Origin of the sequence: Nonomuraea sp. NPDC001831 (assembly GCF_042892035.1) — a bacterium.
Lineage (GTDB): Bacteria > Actinomycetota > Actinomycetes > Streptosporangiales > Streptosporangiaceae > Nonomuraea.
In genome coordinates this window covers 73,475-92,762 of record NZ_JBIATU010000012.1, presented here as the reverse complement: position 1 = coordinate 92,762, position 19,288 = coordinate 73,475, and the positions used below count along the sequence as shown (strand labels likewise).

General features: G+C 72.0%; 16 protein-coding genes. 8 read left to right on the top strand and 8 right to left on the bottom strand.

Annotated features, from left to right (window positions below; translation table 11 throughout):
• Position 1: 1 nt before the first annotated feature.
• Entirely contained in the window at positions 2-910 is a 909-nt protein-coding gene (locus ACFYYW_RS32805; protein WP_352322987.1) for a M23 family metallopeptidase, read from the bottom strand.
• 115 nt (positions 911-1,025) lie between these two features.
• On the opposite strand from ACFYYW_RS32805, the gene ACFYYW_RS32800 reads away from it, so the two are divergent.
• Positions 1,026-3,707 carry a BTAD domain-containing putative transcriptional regulator gene (locus ACFYYW_RS32800; RefSeq protein ID WP_352322988.1) on the top strand — a complete coding sequence of 894 codons (2,682 nt, stop codon included), beginning with the start codon at positions 1,026-1,028 and terminating at the stop codon, positions 3,705-3,707.
• Positions 3,708-3,716: 9 nt separating this feature from the next.
• On the opposite strand, the gene ACFYYW_RS32795 is transcribed toward ACFYYW_RS32800, so the two are convergent.
• Positions 3,717-5,063: an NERD domain-containing protein kinase family protein gene (locus ACFYYW_RS32795; RefSeq protein WP_352322989.1), complete on the bottom strand. Its 1,347-nt coding sequence runs from the start codon at positions 5,061-5,063 to the stop codon at positions 3,717-3,719.
• A gap of 61 nt (positions 5,064-5,124) precedes the next feature.
• Here ACFYYW_RS32795 and ACFYYW_RS32790 point away from each other — a divergent pair, with 61 nt between their 5' ends.
• The 3 genes from ACFYYW_RS32790 to ACFYYW_RS32780 all read left to right on the top strand — a co-directional run bounded on the left by ACFYYW_RS32790 (position 5,125) and on the right by ACFYYW_RS32780 (position 7,092).
• Entirely contained in the window at positions 5,125-5,742 is a 618-nt protein-coding gene (locus ACFYYW_RS32790; protein WP_387654489.1) for a type 1 glutamine amidotransferase family protein, read from the top strand.
• Entirely contained in the window at positions 5,739-6,281 is a 543-nt protein-coding gene (locus tag ACFYYW_RS32785) for a MarR family winged helix-turn-helix transcriptional regulator (RefSeq protein ID WP_387654486.1), read from the top strand. Before ACFYYW_RS32790 ends, ACFYYW_RS32785 begins: the two co-directional genes overlap by 4 nt.
• Before the next feature lie 544 nt (positions 6,282-6,825).
• Positions 6,826-7,092 carry a hypothetical protein gene (locus tag ACFYYW_RS32780; RefSeq protein ID WP_352322992.1) on the top strand — a complete coding sequence of 89 codons (267 nt, stop codon included), beginning with the start codon at positions 6,826-6,828 and terminating at the stop codon, positions 7,090-7,092.
• Positions 7,093-7,396: 304 nt separating this feature from the next.
• On the opposite strand, the gene ACFYYW_RS32775 is transcribed toward ACFYYW_RS32780, so the two are convergent.
• A complete protein-coding gene (locus ACFYYW_RS32775; protein WP_387654483.1) occupies positions 7,397-7,885 on the bottom strand; it encodes a C40 family peptidase in 489 nt (162 codons plus the stop codon).
• 398 nt (positions 7,886-8,283) lie between these two features.
• On the opposite strand from ACFYYW_RS32775, the gene ACFYYW_RS32770 reads away from it, so the two are divergent.
• On the top strand, positions 8,284-8,550 hold the full coding sequence (locus ACFYYW_RS32770; protein ID WP_352322994.1) for a hypothetical protein: 267 nt from the start codon (positions 8,284-8,286) through the stop codon (positions 8,548-8,550).
• Between the two features lie 412 nt (positions 8,551-8,962).
• Positions 8,963-9,310 carry an STAS domain-containing protein gene (locus ACFYYW_RS32765; protein WP_352322995.1) on the top strand — a complete coding sequence of 116 codons (348 nt, stop codon included), beginning with the start codon at positions 8,963-8,965 and terminating at the stop codon, positions 9,308-9,310.
• Here ACFYYW_RS32765 and ACFYYW_RS32760 read toward each other — a convergent pair.
• The 5 genes from ACFYYW_RS32760 to ACFYYW_RS32740 are packed head-to-tail and all read right to left on the bottom strand — an operon-like array spanning position 9,277 to position 16,319.
• Positions 9,277-11,472 carry a germacradienol/geosmin synthase gene (locus ACFYYW_RS32760; protein ID WP_387654479.1) on the bottom strand — a complete coding sequence of 732 codons (2,196 nt, stop codon included), beginning with the start codon at positions 11,470-11,472 and terminating at the stop codon, positions 9,277-9,279. The two genes, ACFYYW_RS32765 and ACFYYW_RS32760, sit on opposite strands and share 34 nt — an antisense overlap.
• The gene (locus tag ACFYYW_RS32755) at positions 11,472-12,842 is read right to left on the bottom strand and encodes a family 2B encapsulin nanocompartment shell protein (RefSeq protein WP_387654476.1); all 1,371 of its coding nucleotides are present in this window, start codon (positions 12,840-12,842) and stop codon (positions 11,472-11,474) included. Before ACFYYW_RS32755 ends, ACFYYW_RS32760 begins: the two co-directional genes overlap by 1 nt.
• A gap of 43 nt (positions 12,843-12,885) precedes the next feature.
• The gene (locus ACFYYW_RS32750; RefSeq protein WP_387654473.1) at positions 12,886-14,295 is read right to left on the bottom strand and encodes a family 2B encapsulin nanocompartment shell protein; all 1,410 of its coding nucleotides are present in this window, start codon (positions 14,293-14,295) and stop codon (positions 12,886-12,888) included.
• 27 nt (positions 14,296-14,322) lie between these two features.
• Positions 14,323-15,264 carry a 4-hydroxy-3-methylbut-2-enyl diphosphate reductase gene (locus ACFYYW_RS32745; RefSeq protein WP_387654470.1) on the bottom strand — a complete coding sequence of 314 codons (942 nt, stop codon included), beginning with the start codon at positions 15,262-15,264 and terminating at the stop codon, positions 14,323-14,325.
• An 11-nt stretch (positions 15,265-15,275) separates the two neighbouring features.
• A complete protein-coding gene (locus ACFYYW_RS32740; RefSeq protein ID WP_352323000.1) occupies positions 15,276-16,319 on the bottom strand; it encodes a polyprenyl synthetase family protein in 1,044 nt (347 codons plus the stop codon).
• A 128-nt stretch (positions 16,320-16,447) separates the two neighbouring features.
• On the opposite strand from ACFYYW_RS32740, the gene ACFYYW_RS32735 reads away from it, so the two are divergent.
• Together ACFYYW_RS32735 and ispG are read left to right on the top strand one after the other, a co-directional pair.
• Positions 16,448-18,196, top strand: coding sequence for a 1-deoxy-D-xylulose-5-phosphate synthase (locus tag ACFYYW_RS32735; protein WP_387654467.1), 1,749 nt, complete (start codon positions 16,448-16,450; stop codon positions 18,194-18,196).
• Positions 18,184-19,287 carry a flavodoxin-dependent (E)-4-hydroxy-3-methylbut-2-enyl-diphosphate synthase gene (gene ispG / locus ACFYYW_RS32730; protein ID WP_387654464.1) on the top strand — a complete coding sequence of 368 codons (1,104 nt, stop codon included), beginning with the start codon at positions 18,184-18,186 and terminating at the stop codon, positions 19,285-19,287. The genes ACFYYW_RS32735 and ispG overlap by 13 nt, the downstream gene beginning before the upstream one ends.
• Position 19,288: the final 1 nt, after the last annotated feature.

The window sequence follows — 19,288 nt, the reverse complement described above, 5'->3', positions numbered from 1 at the left end:
CTCAGCCGCAGTGCTCGAACGGGCTGTCGTAGGCCGAGGCGCCGGCCTTGCCGCCCCACTTGACGCACGTGTTCGCGGCGGCGGCGTAGACCGGACCGGCGTAGTAGCCGTAGTTGCCGGAGTCGGTCTTCCTGGTACTGCCCTGGACCTCCAGGTAGGCGGTCGTCGCGGTCGCCGTGCCGAGCGACTTCGCCTTCATGGTGACCACGCAGTTGTTGCCGTTGGAGCCGTTGTAGAGCAGGTAGACGGTCCCGTCGGTGCCGAGCCCGGCCGAGTCGATCACGTCGTAGCCGGCGCCGCAGGCCTCCTGCGGCGTGTACGGGTTGCTGGACCCGCCGCAGTTCTTGGAGCTCAGCGTCTGCACCGGGTAGCCGAAGGTGACGCCGTTGAAGACGGCCTTCTGGATGTTCGACGGGTAGCTGGTGCCCAGCCGCACCTCGTAGTGCAGGTGGGGGCTGATGTTGTTGCCCGGCTTGCTGGTGTTGCCGACCGTGCCGATCTGCTGGCCCTGCGAGACCGACTGGCCGGCGCTGACCAGCCGGGTGTTCAGGTGGGCGTAGTAGGTGGACCAGCCGCCGCCGTGGTCGATCTTGACGAGGTTGCCGTAGCCGTTGGTCGAGCCCTGGTGCGCCGAGATCGCCACCGTTCCCGAGGCGGCGGCCACGACCGGGTCGCCGAGGTCGGCGTCGGCGGTGCTGCCCCTGTTGAAGTCGATCTCCCACGACTGGTGGGCGCTGCTCGCGCTGGAGTTGCCGGTCCAGGTCTGGCCGCAGGGGAACGGCATCTGGAAGTTCGTCGCGAGGAGCTGCGCCTGGGCGGACTCCGGCTCCGGGTCGGCGAAGGCGGGGGTCGTCGTACCGAGGCCGAGTAACAAAGCCAGGCCGGCGACCATTGATCGGCTGAGCTTCATGGGGTGATCCTTTCCAGTGGGATCTGTGACACCAGAGTCCGCATTGGCCGCACAAGAATCATCCAGAACCGATACAAAGAGCTGTCAGGTCTCCCGTAAAGGGGCTGATGCTGTCATGACGGTCACCTTCCACGTCCTCGGCCCGCTGGAGATCCGCTCCGCCGGCCGCCCCCTACGGATCTCCGGCGGCAAACCCCGCATGCTGCTGGCCACGTTGTTGCTGGAGGCGGGGCAGGTGGTCGGCGCCGACCGGCTCGCCGAGGTGCTCTGGCCGGGGCGTCCGCCGCGTTCGGCGCTGGCCAACGTGCGCACCTACGTCAGCTCGCTGCGGTCCCAGCTCGGCCCGGTCGGCCTGCGCGCCGCCGGGGCCGGCTACACGATCGACGTCGCCGACGGCGCGCTCGACCTGCGCCTGTTCGAGGAGCTGACGCGACGCGGCGAGTACGGCGAGGCCCTCGCGCTCTGGCGCGGCGCGCCGCTGAGCGACCTGCCGGGCAGCCCGGTGTGGGACCGCCGGATCGAGCACCTCCACCGGCTCCGGCTGCGGGCCGCCGAGTCGCTGATCGAGCGGCGACTCAAGGCCGGCGACCACGACGGCGCCGCCGACGAGCTGCGCGGCCTGCTGGTCGAGCACCCCTACCGGGAGGACCTGTGGGGCCGGCTGCTGCTCGCCCTGCACCGCGGGGGCCGCAAGGCCGAGGCCCTGCGCACGTACGCGGCGGTCCGCGACCAGCTCGTGGACGAGCTCGGCGTCGAGCCGGGGGCCGAGCTGCGCGGGGCGTACGAGCTGATCCTGGCCGACGAGGGCCGGGCGGCGCCGGCCGTGCCCCGGCAGCTCCCGCCCGACCTGCCGGACTTCATCGGCCGGGCCGCGCCCCTGGCCGCGCTGGCCGGGACGTTCTCGGTCGCGGTGATCTCCGGCCCGCCCGGCGTGGGGAAGTCGGCCCTGGCCGTGCACGCCGCCCATCGCCTGCGCCCGGCCTTCCCCGCCGGGCAGCTCTACCTGGAGCTGGGCGGCAGGGCGCCGGGCGAGCTGCTGGCCGAGGCGTTGCGGGCGCTCGGCGTGACCGGCGCGCCGCCGACGCCCGGCGAGCGGTCGGCGCTGCTGCGGTCGCTGCTGGCCGAACGCCCGATGCTGGTCCTGCTGGACGACGCCCGCGACGCCGCCCAGGTACGCCCGCTGCTCCCCGGCAACGACAGCGCCGTGATCGTGACCAGCAGGCGGCGGATCACCGAGCTGCCCGGCGCGCTGCGCGTCGAGCTCGGCGAGCTGTCGCCGGAGGAGTCGCTGGCGCTGCTCGGCGGCGTCGCCGGGGCCGGGCGGGTGGCCCGCGAACCGGCCGACGCCCTGGCCGTCGTCACGCTGTGCGGCGGGTCGCCCCTGGCGGTCAGGGCCGCCGGGGCCCGGCTGGCGGCCCGGCCCGGCTGGTCGTTGTCGGTGCTGCGCGAGCGGCTCGAAGAGGACTGGCTGGCCGAGCTGAAGGAGGTGCGGGCCTGCCTCGACGCCGGGTACCGCAGGCTGCCGGCGGAGGCCGCCCGTACGCTGAGCACGCTCGGCGTCCTCGGGCCCGCCGCCGGGGCCCAGCCGGGCTGGGTGGTGGACGCGGCACTCGGCCGGCACGGCGCGCACGACGTCACCGACCTGCTCGTGGACGCCCACCTGCTGGACCCGGTCGGCACCGACGACGTGGGCCAGCCGCGCTACCGCGTGCCCGACCTCGTCGGCAGGCACGCCCGCGACCGCGGCCCCGACCGCGGGGCGCTGGCCCGGGTGCTGGCGGCCTGGACGGCCACCACCGAGCACGCCATGGCCCGCCTGCCCACCACCGTCTTCAGCCTGACCGCGGCCAGGGCGGCCAGGTGGCGGCTGCCCGCGCGCACGCTCGACCGGCTCACCGCCGACCCGATCACCTGGTTCGAGTCGGAGCACGAGGCGCTGGCCGGAGCCGTGGACCTGGCGGCCGAGCTGGGCCTGGCCGAGTCGGCCTGGGGGCTGGCCGCCGCCATGGTGCCCTACCTCGACCTGCACTGCCACCTCGGCACCTGGCGCCGTACGCACACCGCCGCCCTGGCCGCCGCCCGCGCCGCCGGCGACCGGTACGGCGAGGCCGCCATGCTCAGGGGCCTGGCCCAGGTCAGCCTCTACCAGGACCGGTACGAGGAGTCCGCCGAGGGCTTCACCCTCTCCCGCCAGATATTTCACGAAATAGGAGACGTCAGGGCCGAGGCGACCTCGGTCTGCGGGCTCGGCGCCGTGAACCAGTTCCGCGGCCGGCACCTCCAGTCGCTCGCGCACCTGCGCCGGGCGCTGGCCATGTTCGTCGCCTCGGAGGACCGGCACGGCGAGGCGTTCGCCCGGCAGGCCATCGGCCGGGCCTGCCTGACCTCGGGCGACCTCGTCCAGGCGGCGGAGTCGCTGGGCGAGGCCATGCGGCTGGCCCAGGAGCTCGGGGACGCCCACCGGGAGGGCTGCGTGTGCCTCCAGATGGGCCGGCTGCACCAGGCGATGTCGTTCCACCGGCACGCCCTGGAGATCTTCGAGTCGCTCGGCGACCGCCACTGCGGGGCGTACGCGCTGCAGAGCCTGGCGGGCCTCCAGGCGGCGCGCGGCGACCTGACCCGCGCCTCGACCGGCCTCGAACGCTCACTGGAGGTCTTCCAGGAGCTCGGCGACCGCAGCGGCGAGGCGTCGGCCACCCAGCTGCTCGGCGAGCTGCACCGCTCGGCCGGGCGCACCGGCCTGGCCCTCGACTACCTCAGGCACGCCAGCGCCCTGCGCCGCAGCCTGCCGGTCTGAGGGAGGACGTCAGGGGCCGGAGACCAGGCGGCGGACCAGCCGCCGCAGCCGCGACTGCTGCAACGGCACGCCCTGCAGCGCGTCGAGCGCCTCGGCGGCGCTCGGCCGTTTGGCCGGGGAGTGGTCGAGCATCCGGCGCACGACGTCGGGGACGTCGGGACCGTGGGCGTCGGAGCTGGTCGGGAGCTGCCCGGTGAGCAGCTGGTAGGCGATGGCCCCCGCCGCGTAGACGTCGGACGCGGTGGTCATCCGGTCGGGACGCTCCTGGCACTCGGGCGCCACGTAATGGGCGTCGAGCACGTTGCCCAGCTCGTGGGCCACGGTGTAGTTGCGCGGCCCCGGCTTGGCGTAGTCGAAGCCGGTCAGCACCGCGTGCCCGTCGTCGGTCACCAGCACGCACCCGGGGGTGAGCGCCCGGTGGACGACGCCGTTGGCGTGCGCGTGCGCGAGCCCGCGCAGCAGGTCCTGGATCACGCCCAGCCGGGCCCCCTTGCCCAGCGACAGGTGCAGCGCCTCGCCGTGGACGTCGTCGAGCACCAGCACGAACCGGCTCTCGTCGTCGATGGCGAAGAAGTCGCGCGAGCGCACGACGCACGGATGGGGCGGGATGCGGGCCAGCGACTGGTAGGCGTTGGCGATGCGCTGGCGCTCGGCGGCCCGCGCCTCGTGGTCGGCCAGCGGGTCGGCCTGGTAGACCCGCAGCAGCACGGTCTCGCTGCCCGGCAGCGTGGCGTTGAAGGCGCGGTACTCGGTGACCTTGGCGTCGCCGCCGAGCTGCTCCTCGACCTCCCAGTTGCCGAACCTGGGCGGCGCGGTGCTGCGGCGCACGGTGTGGTTGAGCGCGTCGAGCACCGCCGTCAGGTAGGGCCGCACGTCGGGGCTGCACCCCCGCCTGACCCGCGAGACGTCGCCCAGCGTGGCCACCAGGCCGGGCAGGTCGGTGACGTTGGGGGCGTCGCGGCCGGCCTGGTCGACCAGCTCGGCGTCGGGCGAGGTGAGCACGACCAGGCTGTCGACGTAGACGCGTTCGAGCTGGGTGGCCCTGGACACCAGCAGGCCCTTGAGCGCCTTGGCCGTGCCCCGCAGCTTGGTCACCGGGGAGCCGAACGCCTCCCGGCGCGGCGGGTACCAGCGGGTGCCGGACACCTCGATGCGGCCGCGGGTGCCCTTGACGTCGACGACCACGAGCGAGTGGGCGGTCAGCACGAGCAGGTCGACCTCGAACACGTCGTCGCCGCGCGGGACCTCGACGTTGTGCAGCAGCAGCCAGTCGGCGGGCGCGTGGTCGCGCAAGTAGGAGATCACGCGCCGTTCGGCGTCGTTGACCGGCCGTCCTCCGCCGACGATCTGTGCCATGGCCCACATCCTCCCACGGTTCTCCATTGACAACATGCTGTCGAAATGACAGTATGCTGTCATGAAGGGAATCATTCACCACGCCGTCTACGACACCTTCGCCGACTGGGAGACCGGGCACGCGACCGCCCATCTGCGCAGCGAGCGCTTCCAGCGCGAGCCGGGGGCGTACGAGATCGTCAACGTCGGCCTGACCGGCGAGCCCGTCGTCAGCATGGGCGGCCTGCGGGTCACCCCGGGCCTGGCGCTCGACCGGCTCACGCCCGAGGGCAGCTCGCTGCTCATCCTGCCGGGGGCCGACCTGTGGGACGCGGGTGACGAGCTGGCGCCGTTCGCCCGTAAGGCGCGCGAGTTCCTGGAGGCCGGGGTGCCGGTGGCGGCCATCTGCGGCGCCACGGCCGGCCTCGCCCGCGAGGGCCTGCTCGACGACCGCGGCCACACCAGCGCGGCGCTGCCGTACCTGGGGGCCCAGCCGGGCTACGCCGGAGCCGACCGTTACCAGGAGACGGACGCCGTGCTCGACGGCGACCTCGTCACCGCCGGTCCCACCGAGCCCGTCGCCTTCGCCCGGGAGATCTTCCGCCGGCTCGACGTCTACCGGCCCGACGTCCTCGACGCCTGGTACCGCCTGTTCGGCGAGAGCGACGCCGCGGCGTTCGAGGTGCTGATGGCCGCATGACCCCCGGCGGCAGCCCCGTGCCCGAAGACCACCGTGTCCGCCGCGACGGGAGCGGTGGCGGGCGCGGTGGGAGCGGTGACGGCGGTGAGAGTGCGGCGGCCGAGCTGCTGTCCGGGCTGGCGCTGGCGTCGTTCCGGCTCAACGGCCAGTTCCTGCACGTGGCGGAGGAGCTGGCCAAGCCGGCGGGCATGACGGCGGCCTGGTGGCAGGTGCTGGGCGCCGTCCTGGGGGAGCCGCTGCCCGTGGCGGGGATCGCCCGGGTGATGGGCATGACCCGCCAGGGTGTGCAGCGGATCGCGGACCTGCTGGTGGAGCGGGGCCTGGCCGAATACCGGCCCAACCCCGCGCACCGGCGGGCCAAGCTCCTCCAGCCGACGGAGGCGGGCCGCGAGGCGATCGCCGGGATCGTCCCGGGCCACCGCGAGTTCGCCGACCGCCTGGTGGACGTGCTCGGCCTCGACGCCGCCCGCGAATCCCTGACCGCCCTCCACCGCCTGACCACCGCCCTGGATCACCTGATCACCCCCTCTACCACCTGACCGCCCTCCTGCGCCCGTCCCCGCGCGGCGGTGCGCGGGCCTCTCCCCGCTTCCTCGCGTCCCGCCCCCTTCCTGTCCTTCGACGGGGAGGGGGCGGTTTTGGGTCGGGGGCGTTCTTGCAGGTCAGCGGGACAGTGGCGCGACCGCCGTACCGGTAATAGCGGAACAACCCCGCCGAGGCGATCACCTGGATAACCACTCACCTGGTCTCCACATTCGCCGAACTCGGACCCGGCGTCGTAGGTCGTTCCTCAAGTTTCGGGTGATCGTTGCCTGAACGGCAGGGCACGAACGCCCCAACATCGCCGCCGGAAGGCCAAAAGAATCCCGTTCGCCGGGCAGCCGGACCGGGATATATGCAGTGCCCCGTCGATGAGCGCGGAAACCGAGTGCCAAGAAATCGAGGCGTCCCCTTGACCTTCGTTAGGGCTTTCCGAGTTGCGATTTTCGCTGCCTGCCGCGATGGTTATTTGCGGCACCTCACAGCCCTGCACAAACGACCATGGCGCACAAATTCAGCGCCGATCCATGGAGGAAAGCAAACATGATCCGTCGCATTCTGGCCGGTGCAGCTATCGCGGTCACCGCTCTCGGCTTCTCCGCCTCCGCCGCGTCCGCGGACGTCGGCCCCAACCCGTACAACAACGGGCAGAGCATCCTGAGCCAGCTGAGCATCCTCGACGACCTGACGGCGCTGAACGATGTCGCCAACGACTCCATCAAGTACATCGACATCCTCACCCTGCTGCACCTGAACGACATCGAGGCCAACGTCCTCAACAACCAGGACAAGTACGGCGACAACAACTGAGCCTCCTCGCGTGGCGTAGGCAGGAGGACGATCGGCGGCCCGCAGGAGATATCGCGGATCCGCCCGGCCAAGGTCGCCTTCCTGGTGCCTTGAGGTGGACCGAAAGTACGGGCCGTGGCATTTCGCGAGGCCACGGCACGGGCTTGGTGCGCACCGAGCTCTGAACGCCTCGCGGCCCAGGTCGATCACTGCAGGACGACCTGGGCCGCGGGGCTCACGCGTAGGCGCACCCGGCTCCGCGGGCCCGGCCGGCGAAATCAGCTCGGCGAATTCGGCTCGGCGACATCGGTTCGGCGGGCTCGGCCTAGGCGTCGGAACGGCCCGGGCTCGGGCGTACGACGCCCAGGAAGCGCGGCCGTTCCAGCGCGTCGAGCCGGACGAATTCGCCGCTGAAGGGCGCGTGCACGATCTGCGTGCCGTCCACCGCGAGCGCCACGTGCTCGGGGCCGGGGATGGCGACGTCGCTGTCGTAGAACACCAGGTCACCGGGCTGGATCTCCTCCCGCGGTATCCGGATCCCGGAGCGCCACTGCTCGTACGTCGTCGTCCCGATGGCCACGCCGGCCCGCGCCCACGCGTACTCGGTCAGGCCCGAGCAGTCGAATCCCCAGGTCCTGGCCCCTTTGCCGATGCCGAATCCGGGGCCGCCAGGACCGCCGCCGCCCCACGAGTACGGGACGCCGATCATCTCGATCGCCGCCCGCAGCGCGATCGAGCCCGCCGCCGACCGGACGGCCGGAGCCTGTGCGCGGCACCCGTGCGGCTGGCAGCCCGTGGCGCCCTGCGCGGGCATCGAATGGGAAACGCACACAATGGTGTGCGCCAATGCAATCGCCAACAATCGCAGTAGTCCGTTCATGGCATATTCGGCACCCCCGCGTGGCCGGCCGCGCCACCGGTACGGCACGGCGTTTCAAGCGACTTCTCCCGATTACCTGCTCCGGGAGTATGGGGATAAAACAACCAGCCGTGCCCGACGAGTCAGACTATTTCGGGGCATTTCGGGATGTCTTTCGCCCGATCGACGGCCAAGGAATAAGTGCGGGTACTTGACTTTGCCTTAGCATATTTTCCTTGCGGCCCGCCGCGGCCCCACGAGATCGTTATTCGCGAAAATCCTGCCACTCGGGAGGCGGGTAATAAATGATGACGCGCACCGCTGCGCCGATTCCGATGAAAGGGAAGTAAAAAATGATGCGTCGCATTCTCACCGGTGCAGCCATCGCCGGCGCGCTGTTCGGGTTCACCGCCACGAGCGCCTCGGCCGACGTCGGCCCCAACGCCTACAACGGCGGCAAGGCCATCCTGAGCCAGCTGTCCATCCTGGACGACCTGACGCTGGCCAACGACGTCCTCAACGACTCCGTCAAGTACATCGACGTCCTCACCGCCCTGCACCTCCAGGACATCGAGCTCAACGTCCTGGACGCCCAGAGCAACTACGGCGACAACAACTGAGACCGCTGACCGGCGGCGGCCCGTCCGCGCGCCCGTCAGGCTGACCTGAAGGCGTTCCGGCAGCCACGATCCCTCGTGGCGGCACCTGGCCGAACGCCCGCGGATCGGCCGCGGCGGGACGCGTGCGGGCCCCGCCGTGAGGACGGTCCGAAGCCGGCCCAGCCCTGCGTGCTGGGCCGGCTTCGTGCGTCTGCGGAGACCGGTGCAACTCTTCATTATTGGGCTGCAATTCGGTCATTTTCTCCTGAACATTACATAGCGAAACATACTTCGTGTAACCTGGTTTCGGGTTAATCGTCAGCGCGGCGAAGGAACCGCGACCTCCTCAGGGCGGCCACCACGGCCGGGGGGAAGCTTGACGGTCATCCCACCGGCAACCCCCTGTCCATAGCTGTTGGGGGGTGCGCACGTCGTGAACGATCTCGAAGAGCGGCTGCTCTATCAGGACGGGCAGCTCAGCATCACGCTGCGGGTCGCTCCCGGAGCCCCGGCCGTCGCCCTGTCCGGGGAGATCGACGTCACCAACAGCCCCGCGCTCGCCAGCACGCTGTCCGGCTCGCGCGGGGGCAGCACGTACATCGTGGTCGACATCGGCGAGCTGACCTTCGTCGACCTGTCCGGGCTGCGGGTGCTGGCGCTGCCCGCGCTGCCCCCGGACGAACGGTGGATCCGGCTGCACAACGTCACGCCGCACCTGCGACGGCTGCTGCGCATGATGGGCTGGTTCTACGCCCCGCGCCCGTACGACGTGCCGCTGTAGACCAGGCTCGCCGCCGACGTGCCGAGCCCGCGGGGGCCGGACAGCCGGAAGGCCGGCGGCCGGTGGTGCCGGCGCAGGGACGGCTCGTCGTAGCGCAGACAACCGCGGTGCCAGTTGAGAACGCCGGTCAGCCAGTGGCGGCAGTCGGCCAGGTACGCGTCGAGCGCCTGCCGCGCCGCGCAGTCGAGCCCGAGGTCGTCGCACAGGATCGGCAGCTCGTGCGCGGCGATGTGCTGGAACTGCTTCATCCGCGAGGTCAGCAGGTCGTTGACGATGCCGAGCGCGGCCGGGTAGTCGCAGTCGAAGAAGTTCTGGACCACCAGGATGCAGTTGTGCAGCTCGCCCTCGAACTCGATCTCCTTCTGGTACGAGAAGACGTCGTTCATCAACATCCCGCAGTCCATGACCGCGTTCTCCAGGGCCCGCATCGGGCCGCTCTCGTACAGCGCCTCGGGCAGCGCGTACGCGTGCCGCAGCCGGCACAGGCTCATCGTCAGCTCGGAGCCGAAGGTGAGCCGGCGCATCTCCAGGTAGTCCACCGGGTCGGGGATGTGCCCGGCGGCCTCGTTGCCCAGCTCCCAGAGCCAGCCCTCGCACATCGTCACGACCGACCGCCGCAGCTGCGCGCGGGCGCCGGCCGGCATCGGCCCCGCCGTACGCGCCCACAGGTCGGCCAGGCCGCGTTCGAGCGCGCTCAGCGGCGGCGGCGCCGGCGTGCCGTCCAGCGGCATGAACGCCGAGAGCCTGGACACCGTGACCTTGGCCGCCGCCAGGTTGCCCGACCGGCCGAAGACGACGGGGAAGTAGTCGTCGCCGTAGGTGCCCCAGCACAGCCAGTACGAGGCCAGGTCCAGCTCCTCGGGGGTGGCGTCGGGATGCAGGCCGGCGGCGCACAACGGCAGGTCGTAGTCGGCCAGCTTGCCGGCGTCCCAGACCGCCGAGCCCACGACGCCTGGCTGGGCCTCCAGCAGGCCCATGGACGCGCACCAGGTCACCGCGTTGCGCCGGGCCCGGTCGAGGTGGGGGGACAGGCGCAGCTCGAAGGGCACGTACAGCTCGGGGATCTGCGAGGGGCCGACGCGCCGCCGCCCGGTGTGGGCGAAGTTGCGCAGCCGCTTGGCCCCCGTGCCGGCGATCAGCGACTTCGGGCCGAGCGGCCGGGCCGTCTTCGCGCCCTTGTTCATGTAGCGGCTCGACCGCAGGTGCCACTCGTGCCCGCCGGACTGCCAGTCCTGCAGCCCCTTGACGTAGGCCAGCACGCCCATCGCCGACAGCGGATCGACGGCGTGCTCGACGAAGAGCGGGCCCAGCTCGCCCAGCGCGGTGTGCTCGAACTGCTGCATGCGCGAGGTGAGCAGGTCGTTGACGGCGTCGGCGGCCTCCTGCGTCGTGCACCCGAGGAACGTCTCCAGCACCAGCACGCCGTTGCTCAGCTCGCCCTCGTCCCTGACCTCGCGCTCGTAGGAGAACAGGTCGTTACGCAGGTGCACGGCGTCGGAGAAGCTGTCCTTCAGCACCCGCAGCGGCCTGGTGCCGGCCAGCCGGGCGGGGATCTCGGCCCGCACCGCGTGCTCGACCAGCCCCGCCGACCAGGGGGCGCCGCCCACCTTGCGGCGCATCTCGATGTACTCGACCGGGTTGGCGATCCGGCCCTCGTTGATGTTGGACAGCTCCCAGATCGACTCGTTGAGCAGGTGGCGGGTGCTCTCGGCGAACCGCCGCCGCCAGTCGGCCGACATGCCCGGCACCGTGCGCAGCCACAGGTCGGCCAGGCCCGCCTCGACCGGGTTGGCCGGCTCCGGCATGGACAGGTCGGCGCCCATCGGCATGAACCGGGGAAGCCGGTCGAGGTGCCGCTTGCCGCCCCGGAGGTCGCCGGAGCGCTTGAAGACCTCCAGGAAGTGGTCGTCGAAGAAGAACACCCAGACGTACCAGTCGGTGATCAGGCACAGCTCGGCGCCGTCGCAGTCGGGGTGGGTGTAGGCGCACATCAGGGAGTAGTCGTGGCCGTCGAGGTCGGCCTCCTCCCAGACGCCCGATCCCTCCAGCATGCCCATCTCGCGCGCCCACTGCTTGGCGTGCGTACGGGCCTCCTCCAGGTGCGGGTTGAGCCGCGCCGGGTACGGCATGTAGAAATCGGGCAGCTCGAACGGCTGAGCCATCAGCTCGCGACCTCCACGTCCTCCAGCACCCCGAGCGCGTCGGGCACCAGCACCGCGCACGAGTAGTAGGCGCTGACCAGGTACGACATGACCGCCTTCCGGTCGATGCCGGTGAGCTTCACACTGAGCCCCGGCTCCCGCTCGTCGGGCACGCCGGTCTGGAACAGGCCCACGACGCCCTGGTCCTTCTCGCCGGTGCGCATGCACAGGATCGAGGTGGTGCCCGCCCGGCTGATCGGGATCTTGTCGCACGGCAGGATGGGCACCCCCCGCCACGACTGCACGGGCACACCCTCGATCTCGACGGTGTCGGGATAGACGCCCCGTGCGCTGCACTGCCGGCCGAAGGCCGCGATGGCCCGCGGGTGGGCCAGGAAGAACCGCGACTTCTTGCGCCGGCTGACCAGGTCGTCCAGGTCGTCGGGGGTGGGCGGCCCGGTCAGCGTGCGGATGCGCTGGCTCGGGTCGACGTTGTGCAGCAGGCCGAAGTCGCGGTTGTTGACCAGCTCGCGCTCCTGCGACTCGCGCACCGCCTGGACGGTGAGCCTGAGCTGCTGCTCGGTCTGGTCCATCGGGTCGGAGAACAGGTCCGCGACCCGGGTGTGCACGCGCAGCACGGTCTGCGAGACGCTGAGCTCGTACTCGCGCGGGCCCGGGTCGTAGTCCACGAACGTGCCCGGCAGCGGGTGCTCGCCCCGGTGGCCGGCCGACAGCTCGATGGCCGCCTCGCCGTGCTTGGTCTGGGGGGCCGCCCGCCGGGCGCGGTGGCGGTCGAGCAGGTCGCGCAGGACGGGCGTGCTCTCGGCCAGCGCGCGCAGCTCCTCCCACGGCAGGGCCAGCACCGTGCACCTGGTGCCGGCCTCCAGCGTGTCGTGCCGTACGGCCCGCTCGCCCGGCGGCTCGGTCCCGGCGTGGTCGCCCTCGCCGAGGGTGCCGAGCACCAGGCGGTTGCCGTAGTCGCCCGGCTGGAACCGGGTGACCCGGCCGTCGGCGACCAGGATGATCTCGTCAGCCGGCCGTCCGGCCCGCGCGATCGTGTCGCCGGGGGCGTACTCCCGCTGCTCGAACAGGCCCGCGAGGGTGTCGAGCAGACGGTCGTCGTCGAGCCCGTGCAGCGGCGGCAGCTCGGTCAGGCTCGGCGGCACCACCCGCACCCGGGCGCCGGTGCGCGAGAAGCTGACCCGGCCACCGCCGACCATGTAGGTGAGCCGCCGGTTCACCCGATAGGTGCCGGCGGTGTCCACCCACGGGAGCATCCGCAGCAACCAGCGGGAGGAGATCTCCTGCATCTGCGGAGGCGTCTTGGTCGTCGTGGCGAGTTTCCGCGCCGCGGCGGTATCCAGGCTCAGCCGCTGATCCGACTCCGTCAACACAAACACCACCAATTCTTGGACCGGACGGACGAAGGGGCTGCTAGCCGTTCCTGCCGAGCTCGACGTCCTCCAGGACGCCGAGCGCGTCGGGCACCAGGACGGCGGCCGAGTAGTAGGCGCTGACCAGGTAGGAGATGATCGCCTTCTCGTTGATGTTCATGAAGCGCACCGACAGGCTGGGCTGGTACTCGTCGGGGATGCCGGTCTGGTGCAGGCCGACGACGCCCTGGTTCTCCTGGCCCGTCCGCATGAGCAGGAACGACGTGGTGCGCTTGCCGGTGACCGGGATCTTGCTGCACGGGAAGATCGGCACGCCCCGCCAGGCCGGGATGCGGTGGCCGTTGACCTCGCTGGCCTGCGGGTAGAGGCCGCGCTTGCTGCACTCCCTGCCGAACGCGGCGATGGCCTGCGGGTGCGCCAGGAAGAAGGCCGGCTCCTTCCAGACCACGGCCAGCAGGTCGTCGAGGTCGTCGGGCGTGGGCGGGCCGGAACGGGTGCGGATGCGCTGGCTGAAGTCGGCGTTGTGCAGCAGGCCGAACTCCCGGTTGTTGATCAGCTCGTGCTCCTGGCGCTCGCGCAGGGCCTCGATCGTGAGGCGGAGCTGCTGGTCGAGCTGGCTCATCGGCTGGTTGTACAGGTCGGAGACCCGGCTGTGCACCCGCAGCACCGTCTGGGCGACGCTCAGCTCGTACTCGCGGGGGGACTGCTCGTAGTCCACGAACGTGCCGGGCAGCGCGACCTCGCCGGAGTGGCCGGAGGCCATGTCGATCGCGGCCTCGCCGTAGGCGTTCTGGGCGTGGTCGCCGGCCGCCTGCCGGCTCTGGATGTGCTCGCGCAGCGCCGGGGACTGCTCGGCCAGCTGCTCGAAGGTCTGCCTGGACAGGGTGAGCACGGTGGTGTGCGTCTTTGCCGTGGCGGTGAAGTCGTAGGTGCCGCCGCCGGTCAGCGCCTGCTCGCCGAAGTGGTCGCCGTCGGCCAGCACGCCGAGGTTCTGCTCGTCGCCGTAGGCGCCCTGCCCGACCTTGCCGACCCGGCCGTGGGCGATCAGCACGAGCTGGTCGGCCGGGTCGTCCTCCCTGACGATGGCCTCGCCCGGCTCGACCTCGCGCTGCTGGAAGCGGTCGGCCAGCGCTTCGAGCACCTCCATGTCGTCGAAGCCGCGCAGCATGGGCAGCTCGGTCAGCTCGGCCGGGATGACCCGCACGTCGGAGCCGGTCGTGGAGAACGTGATGCGCCCGTCGCCGAGCGTGTACGTCAGGCGCCTGTTGACCCGGAACACGCCACCGGAGCACTGCACCCAGGGCAGCAGCCGCAGCAGCCACCTGGAGGTGATCTCCTGCATCTGCGGGGGTGTCTTGGTGGTGGTCGCGAGCTGTTTGGCGGCCTCGGTGCTGAGGCTGAGCTGCCCGTTGCCGTTCACGGGCGCGCTGGAGTCGGTGGTTTCTGTCATGGTGCACCGCCAATCTCGGTGTGGGGTCTAGCCGGGGTTGCGGGAGGAACGGAGTTCCAGGGGGAGGGAGAAGGTGAGCGTCTCCTCGGTCACGGTCACGGGCTCCACGTCGGTGTAGCCGTGGCCGGCGAGCCAGCCGAGCAGGTCCTCGACCAGCACGTCGGGCACGGACGCGCCGGAGCTGACCCCGACCGTGCCCACGCCGCCGAGCCATCGCGGGTCGGCGTCGGCGGCGCGGTCGACCAGGTGGGCGGCGGGCGCGCCGGCGTGCAGCGCGACCTCGACCAGCCGCCGGGAGTTGGAGGAGTTGGCCGAGCCGACGACGATGACCAGGTCGCAGCGGGGGGCGATGCGGGTGATCGCCTCCTGGCGGTTCTGGCTGGCGTAGCAGATGTCGTCGCTCGGCGGGTCGGCCAGCTGGGGGAAACGGCCGCGCAGCTCGGCGACGGCGCCCATGGTCTCGTCGACCGACAGGGTGGTCTGCGACAGCCAGGTCATGCGCGCCGCGCCGCTCGCGGTGACCTCGTGGGGCCTGGCCGGATCGACGACGTGGATGCGGCCGGGCGCCTCGCCGAGGGTGCCCTCGACCTCCTCGTGCTCGGCGTGGCCGATGAGCACGATCTCGTGACCGGCCTCGGCCAGCCGCACCGCCTCCTTGTGCACCTTGGTGACCAGGGGGCAGGTGGCGTCGATCGTGCGCAGGCCGCGGCCCCCGGCCTCCTGCCGGACCGCGGGGGAGACGCCGTGGGCCGAGAAGATCACCAGCGCGCCGTCCGGCACCTCGTCGAGCTCCTCGACGAACACCGCCCCGCGCTCGGTGAGGTCGGCCACCACGAACGTGTTGTGCACGATCTGCTTGCGCACGTAGACCGGTGGCCCGAAGCGCCGCAGCGCCTCCTCCACGGAGAAGATGGCCCGTTCGACGCCCGCGCAGTAACCACGCGGGGCCGCGAGCAGTACGCGTCCCATCGGAGAGCCCCCTACTTGGTACGGTGCGCGAGCTGGTCGGCCAGGACGGACAGCGCGCCGCCGGCCTCGGGCCCGATCGGCGCCCGGGCCAGGGCGGCCGTGGCCTCGCCCACGCGTTCGTCGATCATCGACTCGACCTGGTCGAGCGCGCCGGTGTCGATGAGGATGGTGCGCAGCCCGGCGGCCTGCTCCTCGGTGAGCGCCGGGTTGCCGTGCCAGGCGCGCAGGTAGCCGAGCTGCGCGGGCGAGGCGTGCGCCACGGCGTGCGCGATCAGCACCGTGTGCTTGCCCTCGCGCAGGTCGTCGAGCGCGGACTTGCCGGTCTCGGCCGCCGAGCCGAACGTGCCCAGCACGTCGTCGCGCAGCTGGAACGCCTCGCCGAGCGGCACGCCGAACCGGGAGAAGGCGTCGAGCAGCTCGGGTGAGGCGCCGGCCAGGGCGCCGCCGATCTGCAACGGCCGCTCGACGGTGTACTTGGCCGTCTTGTAGCGGATCACCGTGAGCGCCTCCGGCACGCTCGCGCCGGCGCGGAGCTGGGCGAGGATGTCGAGGTACTGGCCGCTGATGACCTCGGTGCGCATGGCGTCGAAGAGGTGGTGGGCGGCCCGCAGGCGGACGGGCTCGACGCCGCACGACGACAGCAGGGTGTCGGACCAGGCCAGGCTGAGCGTGCCGAGCAGGATGCCGCCCGCGTGCCCGAACGCCTCCGCGGACGGGCCGCGGTGGAGGTCGGCGAGGTTGCGGTGGATGGTCGCCCGGCCCCGGCGCAGCTCGCTGCCGTCCATGATGTCGTCGTGGATGAGCAGCCCGGCGTGGCACAGCTCCAGGGCCGCCGCGGCGCTGACAATCTCGTCGCAGTCGGCGCCGCCCGCGCCCCGCCAGCCCCAGTAGCACAGCAGGGGACGGATGCGCTTGCCGCCGCCGAGGATGAACTCGGTCAGCAGCCGGTAGGCCGTCTGGACGTCGGGATCGGAGACGGGCGCGCGCCACGTCTCCAGGAAGTCGGCGAGGCGTCGCTCGATCCGCGATCCGAGGTAGTGCTGAGTGAAGCTCACCGGCATCCGCTCGGCTCCTTCTGGTCGGGACGCACTACCAATAGTTACTACTTGAATACAGAGCGTGTAAAGTGTCTTGGGCCTTTCAACTATTCTTTTGGCTCACCGCAACACCGTCAGGGGATGTCATGACGACCCTGTTGCCGTACGTTTCCACTCCCCAAGACCTGCGTGCCCTGCCCGCCGAGCTGCTGCCCGGCCTGGCCCGCGAGATCCGCGAGTTCCTGGTCGAGAAGGTGAGCGTCCGCGGCGGGCACCTCGGCTCCAACCTCGGCGTCGTCGAGCTCACGATCGCCCTCCACCGCGTCTTCGACTCGCCCGGCGACGCCATCGTCTTCGACACCGGGCACCAGGCGTACGTCCACAAGATCCTGACCGGGCGGCGCGACTCCTTCGACGCCCTGCGCTGCCGGGGCGGCCTCAGCGGCTACCCGAGCCGGGACGAGTCCGTGCACGACCACGTCGACAACTCCCACGCCTCCACCGCGCTCGCCTACGCCGACGGCCTGGCCAAGGCGCGCCTGCTGACCGGCGACGCCGACCGGGCGGTGGTCGCCGTGGTCGGCGACGGCGCGCTCACCGGCGGGATGGCCTGGGAGGCGCTCAACAACCTGGGCGCCGCCCGTCACCGGCCGGTCGTCGTCGTGCTCAACGACAACGGCCGCTCCTACGCCCCCACCCACGGCGGCATCGCCGACCACCTCGCCCGGCTGCGCACGGCCGCCGACGTGACCGTCTTCGAGCAGCTCGGCCTGCGCTACCTGGGCCCGGTCGACGGCCACGACATCGCCGCGCTCGAAGGGGTCCTGCGCGCCGCCCGCGAGCTGCGCGTCCCCGTCGTGGTCCACTGCGTCACCCGCAAGGGCCGCGGCTACGACCCGGCCGAGCGCGACCACGACGAGCACCTGCACGCGATCCCGGCCACCGACCCGGCCACCGGCCGTCCGCTCGCCGCCGGCTCCTTCACCTGGACCGACGCGTTCGCCCGGCACCTGTGCGTGCTCGGCGAGCGCCGCGACGACCTGGTGGCCGTCACCGCCGCGATGCCGGGGCCGACCGGGCTGGCCTGCTTCGGCCGGCGCTTCCCCGGCCGCATGTTCGACGTCGGCATCGCCGAGCAGCAGGCGCTGGCCTCGGCGGCGGGCATGGCCATGGCGGGCCTGCACCCCGTGGTCGCCGTCTACGCGACGTTCCTCGGGCGCGCCCTCGACCAGGTGCTGATGGACGTCGCCCTGCACCGGCTGCCGGTGACGCTGGTGCTCGACCGGGCCGGGCTCACCGGCCCCGACGGGCCCAGCCACCACGGCATGTGGGACCTCGCGGCGCTGGCCATGGTGCCCGGCATGCGGGTGGCCGCGCCGCGCGACGCCCACCGGCTGTGCGAGCTGCTGGAGGAGGCGGTCGAGCACCCCGGCCCCACCGCGCTGCGCTTCCCCAAGGCGGTCGCCGGCCCCGAACTCCCGCGCGTGGGGCGGGTGGGCGACGTCGACGTGCTCTTCGCGGGCGGCCCCGACGTGCTGCTGGTGGCGGTCGGGCCGATGGCCGGGCCGTGCCTGGGCGCGGCGGCCATGTTGTCGGCCGCCGGGATCGGCGTGACCGTGGTCGATCCCCGCTGGGTGATCCCGGTCCCGGCCGGTCTGCGCGGGCCGGCCGCGGCCGCCCGGCTGGTGGTGACCGTCGAGGACGGCCTGGCCGCCTGCGGGGCCGGCGCCCTGCTCCGGCAGGAGTGCGGCCCCGGTCGGCACATCGTCAACCTCGGCCTGCCGCGCGAGTTCGTCGCGCACGGGAGCCGGGCCGGGTTGCTCGCCGAGGCCGGGCTCACCGGCCAGGGCATCGCGCACACCGTTCGAAGGGAGCTGGACAGGTGGCCGCTGTAGATCTCGGACTGCCGGTGCGACATCGGGCGCGCAGGGCGTCCAGGCAGGTGATGGTGGGGTCCGTGCCGGTGGGGGGCGACGCGCCCGTCTCGGTGCAGTCGATGACGACGACGGTGACGGCCGACGTCAACGCCACGTTGCAGCAGATCGCCGAGCTGACGGCGGCGGGCTGCCAGATCGTCCGCGTCGCGGTGCCGACCCAGGACGACGCCGACGCGCTGCCGGAGATCGCGCGCAAGTCGCAGATCCCGGTCGTCGCCGACATCCACTTCCAGCCGCGGTACGTCTTCGCCGCCATCGAGGCGGGGTGCGCGGCGGTCCGGGTCAATCCCGGGAACATCAAAAAATTCGACGACAAGGTGGGCGAGATCGCGCGGGCCGCGTCCGGGGCGGGGGTGTCGATCCGCATCGGCGTCAACGCCGGTTCGCTCGACCCCCGCCTGCTGGCCAAGCACGGCAGGGCCACGCCGGCCGCGCTGGTGGAGTCGGCGCTGTGGGAGTGCTCGTTGTTCGAGGAGCACGGCTTCCGCGACATCAAGCTCTCCGTCAAGCACCACGACCCGCAGGTGATGACGGCGGCCTACCGGATGCTGGCCCGCAGCTGCGACTACCCGCTGCACCTCGGCGTCACCGAGGCTGGGCCGCTCGTGCAGGGCACGATCAAGTCGGCGGTGGCGTTCGGGATCCTGCTCGACGAGGGCATCGGCGACACGATCCGCGTCTCGCTGTCCGCGCCGCCGGTGGAGGAGGTCAAGGTCGGGATCGGGATCCTGGAGTCCCTGGGGCTGCGGCGGCGCAGGCTGGAGATCGTCTCCTGCCCGTCGTGCGGGCGGGCCCAGGTCGACGTGTACGGGCTGGCCGAACGGGTCACCGCGGCGCTCGACGGGTTCCCCCATCCGCTGCGGGTGGCGGTGATGGGCTGCGTGGTCAACGGGCCGGGCGAGGCCAGGGAGGCGGACCTGGGGGTGGCCTCGGGCAACGGCAAGGGGCAGATCTTCGTGAGGGGCGAGGTGGTCCGCACCGTCCCGGAGTCGCGGATCGTGGAGACGCTGGTCGAGGAGGCCCTGCGGCTGGCCGGAGAGGCGTCCTGAC